This window comes from Micromonospora sp. ABR4_055 (assembly GCF_056160425.1).
Window position 1 is genome coordinate 15,964 of the sequence record NZ_JBSWXD010000016.1, and the last position, 11,914, is coordinate 27,877.

At 70.6% G+C, this 11,914-nt stretch carries 13 protein-coding genes and 2 pseudogenes; 5 read left to right on the plus strand and 10 right to left on the minus strand.

Going from position 1 to position 11,914, the window contains the following annotated elements; genetic code table 11:
- Positions 1–88: 88 nt before the first annotated feature.
- On the plus strand, positions 89–448 hold the full coding sequence (locus tag ACXAHD_RS06800) for a PadR family transcriptional regulator (RefSeq protein ID WP_281554877.1): 360 nt from the start codon (positions 89–91) through the stop codon (positions 446–448).
- A gap of 2 nt (positions 449–450) precedes the next feature.
- Complete coding sequence (lepB, locus tag ACXAHD_RS06805; protein WP_281554878.1) at positions 451–1,005, plus strand: signal peptidase I; 555 nt, start codon at positions 451–453, stop codon at positions 1,003–1,005.
- Positions 1,006–1,061: 56 nt separating this feature from the next.
- Here the strand turns inward: lepB and ACXAHD_RS06810 are convergent, their stop codons facing one another.
- From ACXAHD_RS06810 to ACXAHD_RS06820, 3 genes are read right to left on the minus strand one after another with little or no spacing between them, the layout of a single operon-like run.
- Positions 1,062–2,027 (minus strand): aminoglycoside phosphotransferase family protein, encoded by a 966-nt coding sequence (locus ACXAHD_RS06810; protein ID WP_281554879.1) that lies wholly within the window; start codon positions 2,025–2,027, stop codon positions 1,062–1,064.
- A complete protein-coding gene (gene pip / locus ACXAHD_RS06815) occupies positions 1,999–3,021 on the minus strand; it encodes a prolyl aminopeptidase (protein ID WP_281554880.1) in 1,023 nt (340 codons plus the stop codon). Before pip ends, ACXAHD_RS06810 begins: the two co-directional genes overlap by 29 nt.
- 10 nt (positions 3,022–3,031) lie before the next feature.
- The gene (locus ACXAHD_RS06820; RefSeq protein WP_281554881.1) at positions 3,032–3,643 is read right to left on the minus strand and encodes a TetR/AcrR family transcriptional regulator; all 612 of its coding nucleotides are present in this window, start codon (positions 3,641–3,643) and stop codon (positions 3,032–3,034) included.
- Positions 3,644–3,765: 122 nt separating this feature from the next.
- Here ACXAHD_RS06820 and ACXAHD_RS06825 point away from each other — a divergent pair, with 122 nt between their 5' ends.
- The 3 genes from ACXAHD_RS06825 (at position 3,766) to ACXAHD_RS06835 (ending at position 6,518) form a co-directional block, all read left to right on the plus strand.
- The gene (locus tag ACXAHD_RS06825; protein ID WP_475049242.1) at positions 3,766–5,013 is read left to right on the plus strand and encodes a macrolide family glycosyltransferase; all 1,248 of its coding nucleotides are present in this window, start codon (positions 3,766–3,768) and stop codon (positions 5,011–5,013) included.
- Positions 5,014–5,023: 10 nt separating this feature from the next.
- Positions 5,024–5,863 carry an AraC family transcriptional regulator gene (locus tag ACXAHD_RS06830; protein ID WP_289212840.1) on the plus strand — a complete coding sequence of 280 codons (840 nt, stop codon included), beginning with the start codon at positions 5,024–5,026 and terminating at the stop codon, positions 5,861–5,863.
- A 64-nt stretch (positions 5,864–5,927) separates the two neighbouring features.
- Positions 5,928–6,518: a dihydrofolate reductase family protein gene (locus ACXAHD_RS06835; protein ID WP_281554884.1), complete on the plus strand. Its 591-nt coding sequence runs from the start codon at positions 5,928–5,930 to the stop codon at positions 6,516–6,518.
- Between the two features lie 13 nt (positions 6,519–6,531).
- Here ACXAHD_RS06835 and ACXAHD_RS06840 read toward each other — a convergent pair whose 3' ends face one another.
- The 7 genes and pseudogenes from ACXAHD_RS06840 to ACXAHD_RS06870 all read right to left on the minus strand — a co-directional run bounded on the left by ACXAHD_RS06840 (position 6,532) and on the right by ACXAHD_RS06870 (position 11,911).
- Entirely contained in the window at positions 6,532–7,230 is a 699-nt protein-coding gene (locus ACXAHD_RS06840; RefSeq protein WP_281554885.1) for a histidine phosphatase family protein, read from the minus strand.
- Between the two features lie 76 nt (positions 7,231–7,306).
- On the minus strand, positions 7,307–8,020 hold the full coding sequence (locus tag ACXAHD_RS06845) for a D-Ala-D-Ala carboxypeptidase family metallohydrolase (RefSeq protein WP_289212841.1): 714 nt from the start codon (positions 8,018–8,020) through the stop codon (positions 7,307–7,309).
- Positions 8,021–8,611: 591 nt separating this feature from the next.
- Positions 8,612–8,872, minus strand: a pseudogene (locus ACXAHD_RS06850) (transposase); the annotation flags it as partial.
- A gap of 75 nt (positions 8,873–8,947) precedes the next feature.
- Positions 8,948–9,127: pseudogene (locus ACXAHD_RS06855) on the minus strand (transposase); the annotation flags it as partial.
- An 86-nt stretch (positions 9,128–9,213) separates the two neighbouring features.
- A complete protein-coding gene (locus tag ACXAHD_RS06860) occupies positions 9,214–9,789 on the minus strand; it encodes a cob(I)yrinic acid a,c-diamide adenosyltransferase (RefSeq protein ID WP_281554888.1) in 576 nt (191 codons plus the stop codon).
- Complete coding sequence (locus tag ACXAHD_RS06865) at positions 9,777–10,709, minus strand: phosphotransferase family protein (protein WP_281554889.1); 933 nt, start codon at positions 10,707–10,709, stop codon at positions 9,777–9,779. Before ACXAHD_RS06865 ends, ACXAHD_RS06860 begins: the two co-directional genes overlap by 13 nt.
- Positions 10,710–10,717: 8 nt before the next feature.
- Positions 10,718–11,911 carry an MFS transporter gene (locus tag ACXAHD_RS06870; protein WP_475049220.1) on the minus strand — a complete coding sequence of 398 codons (1,194 nt, stop codon included), beginning with the start codon at positions 11,909–11,911 and terminating at the stop codon, positions 10,718–10,720.
- Between the last annotated feature and the right edge of the window lie 3 nt (positions 11,912–11,914).

Genomic DNA, 11,914 nt, shown 5'->3' on the forward strand with positions numbered 1-11,914 from the left:
ATCGGCTTGGCGTCGTTGCCGTCGACCGGCGGAAGATCCACGCGGGACAGGGCTGGACCTGCTTAGTCGATATATGTAGAGTTTGGCCATGCCGCGCCGACCGAACAGCTCACCGCAGACCCTGCGGATCTTCGCCTGCTTCCTGGCCGCGCCCGACGACTGGCGCTACGGCTACCAGCTCAGTAAGGAAACCGGCCTGGCCAGCGGGTCGCTCTATCCGATCCTGATGCGCCTGACCGAGCAGCACCTGCTGGAGGCGCAGTGGCGGGAACCAGCCAGCCCTGGCCGGCCACCCCGGCACGTGTACCGGCTCACCACCGACGGCGCGGCTCTCGCGCGGACCCGGCTGGCTGAAGCCCAGCACAACGAAGCCGCCAACGCCCAGTCCCGCCGCCGCGCCACCGGCCACGCCGCGCCCGCGCCCCGCCCGACCATCCAGGAGGCTTGACGATGCCCAGCTCCAAGCCGGCCCCGCCGCTGACCCCGACGGCCGCCGGCCACAACCCCGTTCGACGGGCCGCTCGGGCAGTTCTGCGCTGGGCGGTACGGCGCGCCACGGCCGGCGTGCTCGTCGTGGCATTGCTCGCCGCCGTGGCACAACAGTGGGTGCTGACCGTCGTGTACGTACCGTCGTGGTCGATGTCGCCGACGATCGATGCGGGGCAGCGGATGCTGGTCGACCGGGTGGCGTACCGGGTCACCGGCGTGGACGTCGGCGACGTCGTCGTGCTCGACCCGGTCGACCGGGCCCGGACCATGCGGGTGATCGGCCTACCCGGCGACGAGCTGACCTGCCGCGACGGCCTGGTGTACCGCAACGGTGCCGCGCTGGACGAGCCGTACCTGCCGGCCGGCACCTACACCGAATGCACGCCGGTGACCGTGCCCGCCGGCCAGGTGTTCCTGCTCGGCGACCACCGAGACGGCGCATTTGATTCGCGGCACGATGGACCGTGGCGCCTCGACGACGTCACCGGCCGGATGGTGGCCCGGCTACCGAACTGAGGACCTGCGCCACTGGTCGGCTGGGCGAGAGCGCCGGGGCCAGGCGTCGGCCGCCGTCACGGGCGAGTCTCGGTGACAACGTTGGCCGTGAATTCGGAGCAGATTCCGGCGAGGATACGGTGCGCGTTCGCGAGTTCTTCTGCCTTCTCGGGATCTGCCGAGGCATTGGAGCAGCTGGCGAGGGTTTTCCAGAGTGCCCAGCCTCGTCCGCGTGCCCACGTCGCGTCATCCACCGCCAGCCGCGCGCGGAATGCGTGCCGGCTGTCGCTGGTCAGCAAGGTCCAGGCAATCGCCAGGTCGCAGGCCGGGTCGCCGACGCCGCAGGTGCCGAAGTCGATGACGGCCGCCAACTGTCCGTCAACAAGGAGGAGGTTTCCCGGGGCGATGTCTCCGTGGAACCAACGGTCGACACCGTCCCAGCGGGCGTCGATCGCCGCTGCCCAGACCTCGCGCACCAGTTCAGCGTCGACGTGGTCGCCCAACTCGGCGAGCGCGTGCTCAACCTCCTGGTCGTACGTGCGTAGGGTGCCGCCCCGGAACCAGTTGTGGAGACCCGGCTGCGGGCCGCCAGCGGCGTCGACGCCCTGCAAGGCTGCCAGGAACTCGGCCAGGTCGTTCGCGAATCGCGTCGGGTCGGCGATGCGGTCCGCCCTCGCCGACTCGCCGTCGAGCCACCGGTAGATCGACCACGGGTACGGATAGCCCGCAGTTGGCTCGCCCTTCGCCATTGGGGTGGGAACGGGCAGCGGCAGCCGAGCGGCGAGGTCCGGCAGCCACCGATGTTCCTTGTCGACCGCCAGGGCGTACTCGGCGGCGCTGGGCAGCCGTACCAGCAGGTCGGGGCCGAGGTGGAAGGTCCAGTTGTCCCAGCCGCCGTTGGCCACAGGCTCAATCGGGAGGTTCGCCAGGTGCGGAAACTGGTCGGTGATGAGCTGACGTACCTGCTCCGCGTCGACGGTGATGCGCTGCGGCAGGGGCCCGAGGTCTGGAACGTCATTCACTGAACCGCCCCGTCCGACCATCGAGATCGAGCGCGATGTGGCATGGCCGCGTGCGGGCCATCGTGTCGGCGGCGTCGGCCAGGACGCGCCGCATCGTGGCGGTGCCGGTGTGGCCGGCGTCGCCGATGATGTGCAGCCGCGCGTCGGGCCAGACCTGCGCGATCTCCCACGGGGTGATCGCCGGACCGCTGACATCGGTGCGCCCGTGGATCAGCACCCCCGGGATCCCGGCCAGTCTCGGCACGTTGCGCAGGATTTCGCCGTCGGCGAGGAACGCGCCGTTGCCGAAGTAGTGCGCGCAGATCCGGGTCATCGTGAGCCGCTGCCGCAGCTCCCGGTCGGAGTACGCGCCCGGGTTGCCGTTGTGCTCCTCGGAGATCAGCGCGTCCTCCCAGGCGCACCACTCGTCGGCGGCCCGCTGGCGTACCGCCGGGTCGGGGTGGGCGAGCACTTGGCCGTAGCGCAGCAGCACCGGCTCGATCGGCGGCTCGGTGTCGGTCGGCAGCCGGTAGCCGGGCAGGCCGGCGTGGGCGATGAACCGCTGCCACGCTTCGGGGAAGAAGCGGCCGGCACCCCGGTACAGCCAGTCGACCTCGCAGCGGCGGGTCATGGTGACCGCGACGAGGATCATGCCGCGTACCCGGTCGGGGTGGTTCGTCGCGTACGCCAGGGCCAGCGTCGCGCCCCAGGAGTCGCCGTACACGACCCAGCGGTCGATGCCGAGGTGCTCACGCAGCCGTTCGATGTCGGCGACGAGGTGGGCGGTGGTGTTGGTGCTCAGATCGGTGGCGGGGTCGGCGGCCGACGGGGTGCTGCGTCCGCAGTTGCGCTGGTCGAACACTACGAGCCGGAACCGTTCGGGGTCGAGCGTCCGGCGGTGCCGGGGCGTGCATCCGCTGCCCGGCCCGCCGTGCAACACGACGACGGGTACGCCGTCGGGGTTGCCGCAGACCTCCCAGTAGAGCTGGTGGCCGTCGCCGACGTCGAGCACCCCGGTGTCGTACGGCTCGGTCATTGCGTGCTCCTCAGCGGGTGCTGGCAGCGGTGCCGGTGGAGGCACCGGCGGGGGTGACGGCGGCGACGACGAGGTCGACGATGCTGTCGGCGTACTCGTCGGTCAGCGGGCCGGTGCGCAGCAGCCAACGATGGTAGAGCGGGCCGAACAACAGCTCCACGACCTGGTCCAGGGGGGCGTCGGGGCGGACCTGGCCGGCGTCGCGGGCGGCCTCCAGCCGAGTGCGGACCATGTCCAGTTGGGGGCGGAGCAGCCGGTCGCGCGCCTGGTCGGCCAGTTCCTCGTCGGCGAGTGTCTCGATGGTGATGGCGCGGGTGGTGGCGGACAGTCGTGGATCGGCGAACTCGGCGACGGTGGCCCGGAGCACCTGACGCAGGTCGGCCCGCAGGTCGCCGGTGTCGGGCAGGGCGAGGACCTCCGGCAGGTTGTCGGCGAGCGCGTCCAGGATGACCGCCCCCTTGCCGCGCCACCAGCGGTAGATGGTCTGCTTGCCGACCCCGGCCCGGGCGGCGATGGCCTCGACGGTGACGGCGGGGTAGCCCTGCTCGGTCAGTAGCGCCAGGGCGGCGGCGAGGATCGCGCGGCGGGACTGCTCGCTGCGACGGGCGGGCTGTGGGGTCACCACGACAGCCTACTGCGAGACGGTACGTCTCGTCTTGACGCGCTCGGGACACCATGCTTCGCTGTTGACGAGACGAAACGTCTCGTCTCCAAGCTCCGGAGGTCCCCGTGCCGCACATCGCCATGGTCAGCATCCCGTTCCACGGCCACGTCAACCCGAGCCTGGAGATCATCCGTACCCTCGTGCAGCGCGGCCACCGGGTCACCTACGCCAACGACCCCGCCTTCGCCGACGTCATCGAGCGCACCGGTGCCGAGCTGAAGCCGTACGAAACGACGCTGCCCGGCGACGGTGGATCCGGGACCGAGGACCCGATCGAGCAGCTCACGCTCTTCCTCGACGACGCCATCGCCATGCTGCCGCAACTGCGGGCCGCCTACGCCGACGACCGGCCGGACCTGTTCCTCTACGACATCGCCGGCGCACCGGCCCGGCTGCTCGGCGAGCAGTGGGGCATTCCGGCCGTCCAGCTGTCGTCGACGTTCGTGGCCTGGGACGGCTACGAACAGGAGATGGCGTCGGTCGTCGAGGCGATGCGGGCCGATCCGCGCGGCGCCGACTACTACCGGCGGTTCGAGCAGTGGCTGGCCTCGGAGGGTTCGTCGGTCACCGACAGCATGGCGTTCCAGGGCCGGCCGATGCGCAGCCTCGTGCTGCCCCCGGAGGCGCTCCAGCCGCACGCCGACCGGGTGGACCGGTCCGTCTACAGTTTCGTCGGCCCGGTCCTGGGTGACCGCTCCCACCAGGGGACCTGGGTCCGACCGGACGGCGTCGACAACGTACTGCTGGTCTCCCTCGGCTCCGCCTTCACCCGGCAGGCCGAGTTCTACCGCCGGTGCGTCGCCGCCTTCGGTGACCTGCCCGGCTGGCACACCGTGCTGCAGATCGGCAGCCACGTCGACCCCGCCGAGCTCGGTCCTGTTCCGGACAGCGTCGAGGTCCACCCGTGGGTGCCGCAGCTCGCCGTACTGGAGCAGGCCGACGGCTTCGTCACTCACGCCGGCATGGGCGGCAGCAGCGAAGGCCTCTACTGCGGGACCCCGATGATCGCCGTACCGCAGGCGGCCGACCAGTTCGCGAACGCCGAGCAGCTGGCCAGCCTGGGCGTCGCCCGGATCGTCGACTCGGCCACCGTCACCGCGGCGGAGCTACGTGGGACGCTGCTCGCCCTCACAGCGGACCCCGACGTGGCGGCCCGTAGCGCCGACCTGAAGCGGCAGGCCCGGTCGGCGGGCGGCGCCGACCGGGCCGCTGATCTGATCGAGGCCGAACTCGCCGCTGCTGGCGGACATCACGCCACCGGACCAGGCGCTGCTTCCATTTTGGGTCAGTGCGGTGTGGCCGACGTTGAACTGTGGGGGCGTCGGTGATGCTGTGGGCATGGAGTACGTGTCGAGAGTGCCGCGACCACCGCTGGACGGGCTAATCGACGACCTCTACTACCTGGAAGGTACGCCGCCGTACGCCCGGTTGACGCTGCTGCCGACGCCGGCGGCGTTGCTCATCGTCAACCTCGGGGCACCGTTTCGCATCCGCGCCGGCACCGACATCGAGACGGCCGAATACGCCGACGGCTGCGTGGTCACCACGCCCACCCGCGCGTACGACTTCAGCTACCCGGTCCGGACCCGGTCGGTTGGCGTGCACGTCAAACCGTGGGGGCTGGCCCCGTTCCTGCCGATGCCGGCCGCCGAGCTGTGTGACCGGCCGGTGACGATCGAACAGGTGTGGGGTCGGGCCGCCGTCGCCGAGCTGCGAGACCGGCTGGCTGCGGCGGACACGCCGCAGCAGATGCTGACGCTGCTTGAGGAGGAGCTGACGCGACGGCTGCGCGCGACCGCCGGTCTGGGACTGGTCCGCCACACGAGCGGCGTCATCACGGCGACCCGGGGGGCGGTCGCGATCGGCGACCTGGGCACGGCGGCCGGTGTCAGCAGCACCCATCTGGCGCGGCGGTTCAAGGAGCTCGTCGGCGTCACGCCGAAGCGGCTGGCCCGCACGTACCGCTTCGCCGCCACCGTGTTCGCGATCGACCCGGCCGGACCGGTCGACTGGGCCGAGCTCGCCAGCGGCGCGGGTTACTTCGACCAGGCGCATTTCGGCCACGAGTTCCGGGCGTTCACCGGGCTCACGCCGACCCGGTACGTCGAGGTCCGGCGGCGGTTCCTACGTGAGCATCCCGGCCATGTGCTGGACCGCTGGCCGCTAGCGGCGGATTGATTCTCTACAAGAACACCAGCTCACGGCACGCTAACTTGAGGCATCCGGACGCAGAGGAGAGCCCGTGGGCACGGTGGTCATGTACAGCTCGGTGTCGGTGGACGGCTTCATCGCCGACGTCAAGGACCAGCCCGGACCGCTGTTCGACTGGCTGTCCAGCGGTGACGTCCCGTTGGACGACAGCGGCGGCCTGACGGTGTCGCAGATCTCCTACGACTACATCCGGCCGTACTGGGACCAGATCGGGGTGACGATCGTCGGCCGGCACGTCTTCGACATGACGGACGGCTGGGGCGGCACGCCTCCGGCCGGGGTCGAGCATGTGGTCGTCGTGACACACCGGCCGGCCCCGGAGGGCTGGGACCCGGAGGCGCCGTTCCACTTCGTCGACGGCGTCGAGGCGGCCGTTGCCACGGCGCAGGAGCTCGCCGGCGACCGTCTGGTCGAGGTCGCCGCAGGCGACGTCGGCGGCCAGGCGCTCGCCGCAGGCCTGGTCGACGAGGTACGCATGGACGTCGTACCCGTCGTGTTCGGGTCCGGCAAACGCTTCTTCGGGTCGGTCGACACACAGCACCTCCTGGACGATCCTGACGTGATCATTCAGGGCAACCGGGTCCTTCACCTGCGCTATCGGCTGCGCCGCCCGTCAGCCTGAGTGGCAGTAGAAGTCACGGCGGCAGGTGGGCGGTGGTGGCGAACTCGACCAGTTCGAGGCCGTCACCGGTGGCGACGTAGCGGGTGATCGACGCGTTGGCGACCGGCGTGGTCGCGATGATCGCGTCAAGTTCGGTGAACGGCAGGCCGTCGAGGATGTGCCGGGCCGCGATGACCACCGCGTCGTGGGCGACGACCAGGACACGCCGGCCGGCGTGATCACGCTCCAGCCCGGCCAGGACGGCCTTGACGCGCGCGACGACGTCGCCGAACGTCTCACCGCCGGGCGGGCGGTAGGCGTACGGCCCGTCTGCGGCGAGCCGGGCGGCCTCGGCCGGAAACCGCTGGGTGATCATCAGCGGGGTGAACAGTTCGAGGTCACCCATCAGCCGGTCGCACAACCGCGCGTCGACGACCGCCTCCGGGCACGGTACGCCGAGCGCGGCGGCGGTGCCGGCCACGCGGGTCCAGGTCTGACGGGCCCGCAGGTACGGGGAGCAGACAACCACGTCGGGCCGCTGGTCGGCGGGTCGGGTGGCGAGCCAGCGACCGAGGTGGGTGGCCTGCTGCCAGCCGAGCGCGGTCAGCTCGATGTCGGCGTCGCGGCCGGTGAGGCCGTGGTCGGCCAGACCTCGGGCGTGGGCGTCGGCGAAGGCCGCGTTCGCGGTGCTCTGCCCGTGGCGGACGATGGTCAGCTGCGCGACGGTGTCCATCTGTTCATTGTGTCCGGTAGGCGCGTGATCCAGGGTCCCGGCACCGGGTGGCCGGCCCTGACCGCCGGTGATCCCCTCAGATGCCGCAGCTCGACGCGGACCAGGACCGGCTCGGCGTGGCGCCCAGGTGGGTGTGGTCGCTGTGGCCGGGGTAGCCGGGGCCGAGAATGTTGCTGAAGCCGTGGTAGCGGGCCTGCTGGGCGATCCGACAGAACGAGGGCGAGCCGACCAGGTCAACGCCGTCGCCGTACAGGTGCCGGCTGTTGGAGGCGCCGCCGACCGCGCTGTTGCAGGAGTAGCTGCGGAAGCCGCTGCTGACATAGAGCGGTACGTTGCCGAGCGCACGCCGCATGGCCTGCAGTTTCCACATCGACACGAGGGCGTTGAACTTGGCGGTGCTGGCGGACACCGCGCCACCGGACCAGCTGCTGTTGCAGTTGTTCAGCTCGGCGTAGCTGAAGTTGGCCGGCGTGCAGTCGTTGTCCTGGAGCTGGTAGATCTTGTTGAAGGTCCGCGGGCCGGCGACGCCGTCGGCGGCGAGGCCGTCGGCCTGCTGGAAGCGGATCACCGCAGACCGGGTGGCCGGGCCGTACGCCCCGTCGAGGGCGAGCACCGCGCCGTAGCCCGGGTAGCCCGAGACGCGGATCTGCAGCTGCTTGACGTCATTACCGGACATCCCCTGGGAGAGGGTGCGTCCCCACGTGTAGCAGCCGTCTGCGTGGGCCGCGCCACCTGTTACGACAACGCCCGCGAGGGCGGTGGCGGCGACGAGGGCGCAGGCGGCGAGCATCCGGCCAAGCCGGCGGATAACAGTCCCCAGGGTCTTCTCATCGACATATGACGATCGGCCGGCATGGGTAGATCATTCCGGTCGATCACCTGATGATCAAGACTCACTACTCTCTGTCATTCGCAACTTGGCGCGGTGGTGTGCTTCCCATGCCAGGGCAGCCTTGGCCATACCGTTCTTCCAGGGGTTCGGGTCGGCGGCGGCGATCTGCGCCCACATCCGGGCGAGGGCGGACGCGAAGACATCGACAGTCCGGGTCGGGGCACTGGTCCAGGCCGAAGCTGGGCTCATGCACGCTTCGGCCTGCTCCGGGCTGTGGCCGGCAAAGATCAGGCGCACGATCAGACAGCTCGGGTCGATGAACCCAGCGCCGAGCGTCGGCCATGCCCAGTCGATCAGGCGGGCCGCGTCTCCGTCGATGAGCACGTTGTCCGGGCTGCAGTCGGTGTGCAGGAGGGTGTCACCGCGCAGCAGGGGCAGATCGGCCGGCTCGACGTACGCCGCCCATCGCCGCTCGGCCCGTTTGAGCTGAGGCAGTTCGGGACACCAGAGCAGCGCCAGGCGCTGCATCGTGTCGACGACCTTGGGCAGGTCGGCGTACGCGTGAGTGCACAGGTCGATCGCGAGTTGGCCCTTCGTGCGGAACTCCGCGTGCGGGGCAGCCCGGTCCGCGCGGCGGTATCCGGGTCGGTGACTTGCTCGGCGGGGATCCACTGCCGGGCGGTGATCCGGGCGTGGCCGGTCCGTTCCCGCGCGTAGGCCAGGTAGACCGTGTTGATGCCTTTTGGAGACCCGACCGGCGCAGCCCATGTACTGCCGTTTCACCCCGGACATCGCCGTACCCTGCGGGGCCGGCCCGAGTCGTTGCCGGGCCTGCCGTAACGCGCTGCCACTGGGGCCGGCGTCGCCGCTGGTGGTGCCCGGCCGCCCTCCGGTGTCGGTCTCGGCCTGCTTCACCCAGACCCGCAACGCCTCGGGATGGGCCCCGAGCTGGTCAGCGATCCGCCGGATCGCGCCCACCGCGGACGCCGGGTCCCGGCGGGCCTCGACCGCCAACCGGGTCGCGCGCTCACGCAGCTCGTCGGAGTACTTCTTCGGTGCGGGCATCGCTGGTGCTCCTTCCAGGTTTCGATGTCTCCATCAAACCCGGTGCGTGACACCCTGTTCACACGTTCGTTAGCAACGCCCCTACCTCAGCGGTTGGCGCCCGGCTTCCACAGGATGTCGCCCTGGTCCCGGTTGGCGTGGCGAGCCAGGATGAACAGCAGGTCCGAAAGCCGGTTAAGGTACTGGGCCGTGTCGCGGTTCATTGTGCCGGGGTACTCGGACAGGGCCTGCCAGGTGGAGCGTTCGGCGCGGCGGGCCACGGTACGGGCCTGGTGCAGGAACGCGGCGCCAGGTGTCCCGCCGGGCAGAACGAAGCTGCGCAGCTTGGTCAGGGCCTCGTTGTAGTGATCACACTGCCCTTCGAGGAAGGTAACGTACCCGACGTTGACGCGCAGCTGTGGCATCGCGGGGTCGGGCGGGGAGGTCGGCGTGCACAGGTCGGCACCGACGTCGAACAGGTCGTTCTGGATGCGTTCCAGGAGGGTCCGCACGTCGGCGTCGAGGCCACCGACGGCGATCGCTACGCCGATGACCGAGTTCGTCTCGTCCACGTCGGCGTAGGCCTGCAAGCGGCTGTCGGTCTTGCCGACCCGGCTCATGTCGCCGAGAGCGGTCGTACCGGTGTCACCGGTCTTGGTGTAGATGCGGGTCAGGTTGACCATGGGTGCTCCTGTAGGGAGAGAGAGGCGGCGAACCGTTCGCCGAGTTCGCGGGCGTGGTCGGCGGCGGCCGGGCCACGCAGCGGATCCGGCGCTTCGGAGAGGAAGACCAGGGCGAGCATCAGGGCGGCGTCGAGGCGGCAGGCCAGCGTCGCCGGGTCGTCGTCGGGCGGGAGTGGGCTGGTGCGGACGTAGCCGTCGCGGATGTCGGCCAGGTCGAGTTCGTTTTCCGGGTAGCGGGCGTACTCGATGAGCCGGCCGAACTCCACGGTGGCGTCGCCCAGCAGGGTGTTGGACCAGTCCAGCAGCGCCTCGACGCGGCCGTTGCACCGCCGGACGTTGGCGCTGCGCACGTCGAGGTGGACCAGCCCGGCCGTGCCGATCCGGTCGAGTGCCGCGCTCAGCGCGGACGCGGCCGGCGGTGCGGGCCAGTCACTGATCAGGCATCCTACCTCGGCCCAGCGGCGCAGGACACGGGCGGTGAGCACCTGGGGAGTGCCGGTTTCCTCCGCTGCCACCGGAGTCAGCGGCGGTGGCGGGAGACGGTGCAGCCGGGCCAGGGTAGATCCGAGCAGGCGACCGTCGAGTCGGCTGCCGTCGTCGGGGACGTACCGCGCCATGAGCATGTCGGGTTCACCGTCGTGGTCGGACAGGTGCAACTCGATCGGCTCGGCCACCGCGAACCCGGCTGCGGCCAGATGCCGAGTGATCCGGTACTCCTGGATCAGCAAGTTCCGGACGTCCACGTGCGGATCGTTGACGTTCGAGGAGAAGCGCTGCCCGGCCAGCCGCAGAGCGACCGGGCAGCCGTCGGGCGCCACTGCTCGGAAGACGGTGAACTCCAGGCCCTGGCCGACCAGTTGCAGATCGTCGAGCTTCCAGCGGGAGGTGAGGTGAGCGCGCAGGACATCGTGTTCGGTCATCGGTTTCCTCAGCGGGTACGGGGGTCGCGCCGTAGCACGGGAACGACGGCCAGGCAGAGCACCAGTAGCAGCGCCCCGCCGGTAAGGAAGGCCGCGCGCGGGCCGGCGGCGTCACCGATCGCGCCCAGTGCGAGCGCGCCCACCGGCATCATGCCCCACGCGACCAGCCGGTATGCGCCCGTGGTGCGGCCTAACAGGTGGTCGGGGATCACGCCCTGGCGCAACGACACAGCTATGACATTCCACATCATAGCCCCCATACCCGATGCGGCGTACGCCAGCGCCACCACGATCACCTCACGGGTGGCCGCCACTCCAACCCCGGCGAGGCCGATCAGTGCCAGGCTGGCGCCGAGTGTTGACGCACGGCCGAACCGCCGGGCGGCCCGCGCCGCGACCACACCGCCGAGTACCCCACCGAGCGCGCCGCCGGCCACCAGCGCGCCGTACGCCGCCGACGGCAGGTCCAGAACGTCGCGGACGAGTAAGACAAACACCGCGACTTGGCCGAGGTAAACCGCGTTGATGAGTCCGGCGGACACCGTGATCAGGCGCAGCAGCCGATCCCGGAGCAGAAATTCGATGCCCTGGCGGATCTCGGCCACCAGATCGGGCTTCGTCCTAGAGCCCGGATCCGGCCGGGCGTCCGGCAGCCCGCGCAGCACCAGCGCGGACCCGGCAAACGACACCGCGTCCAGTACGAAGGGCACCGTCCGGCCGACCGCGAACAGCACCCCACCGAGTAGATGGCCCAGCAGGTCGCGGCCGATCGTCTGCACAGCGAACAGCCGGCCGTTGGCCGTCTCCAGATCCTCGGCAGCCACCACTCGCGGCAGGTAGGCGAACGAGGCGCAGTCAAAGACCACCTCACCGATACCGAGCAGCAGCGCCACCCCCACCAGCGGCCAGAACGACATCCATCCCGCGATCAGCAGCAGCACCGCGGCGCTCATCGTCGCCATGCGCAGCACGTCGGCCAGTACCATCAGCCGGCGTCGCTCGACACGGTCGGCGTACACGCCCGCCGGCAGTCCGAACAGCAGCCAGGGAACGGTGGTGGCCGCAGTGACCACGGCCACCTGGAATCCGTCGTCGAGCACCGCAGCGGCCAGCAGCGGCAGCGCAGCGAACCGGACGCCGTCACCGACCCCGGAGACGCCAACCGCGGCCACCAGTCGCCGGTACGCCGTCCGCGACCTCATCGG

Coding starts and splice junctions, on each gene's coding strand:
- ACXAHD_RS06865 (WP_281554889.1), bottom strand. CDS start 10,709: ATGACCGAACACGATGTCCTGCGCGCTCACCTCACCTCCCGCTGGAAG.
- ACXAHD_RS06845 (WP_289212841.1), bottom strand. CDS start 8,020: ATGCTCGCCGCCTGCGCCCTCGTCGCCGCCACCGCCCTCGCGGGCGTT.
- ACXAHD_RS06870 (WP_475049220.1), bottom strand. CDS start 11,911: ATGAGGTCGCGGACGGCGTACCGGCGACTGGTGGCCGCGGTTGGCGTC.
- ACXAHD_RS06810 (WP_281554879.1), bottom strand. CDS start 2,027: ATGGTCGGACGGGGCGGTTCAGTGAATGACGTTCCAGACCTCGGGCCC.
- ACXAHD_RS06830 (WP_289212840.1), top strand. CDS start 5,024: ATGGAGTACGTGTCGAGAGTGCCGCGACCACCGCTGGACGGGCTAATC.
- lepB (WP_281554878.1), top strand. CDS start 451: ATGCCCAGCTCCAAGCCGGCCCCGCCGCTGACCCCGACGGCCGCCGGC.
- ACXAHD_RS06825 (WP_475049242.1), top strand. CDS start 3,766: ATGGTCAGCATCCCGTTCCACGGCCACGTCAACCCGAGCCTGGAGATC.
- pip (WP_281554880.1), bottom strand. CDS start 3,021: ATGACCGAGCCGTACGACACCGGGGTGCTCGACGTCGGCGACGGCCAC.
- ACXAHD_RS06800 (WP_281554877.1), top strand. CDS start 89: ATGCCGCGCCGACCGAACAGCTCACCGCAGACCCTGCGGATCTTCGCC.
- ACXAHD_RS06840 (WP_281554885.1), bottom strand. CDS start 7,230: ATGGACACCGTCGCGCAGCTGACCATCGTCCGCCACGGGCAGAGCACC.
- ACXAHD_RS06860 (WP_281554888.1), bottom strand. CDS start 9,789: ATGGTCAACCTGACCCGCATCTACACCAAGACCGGTGACACCGGTACG.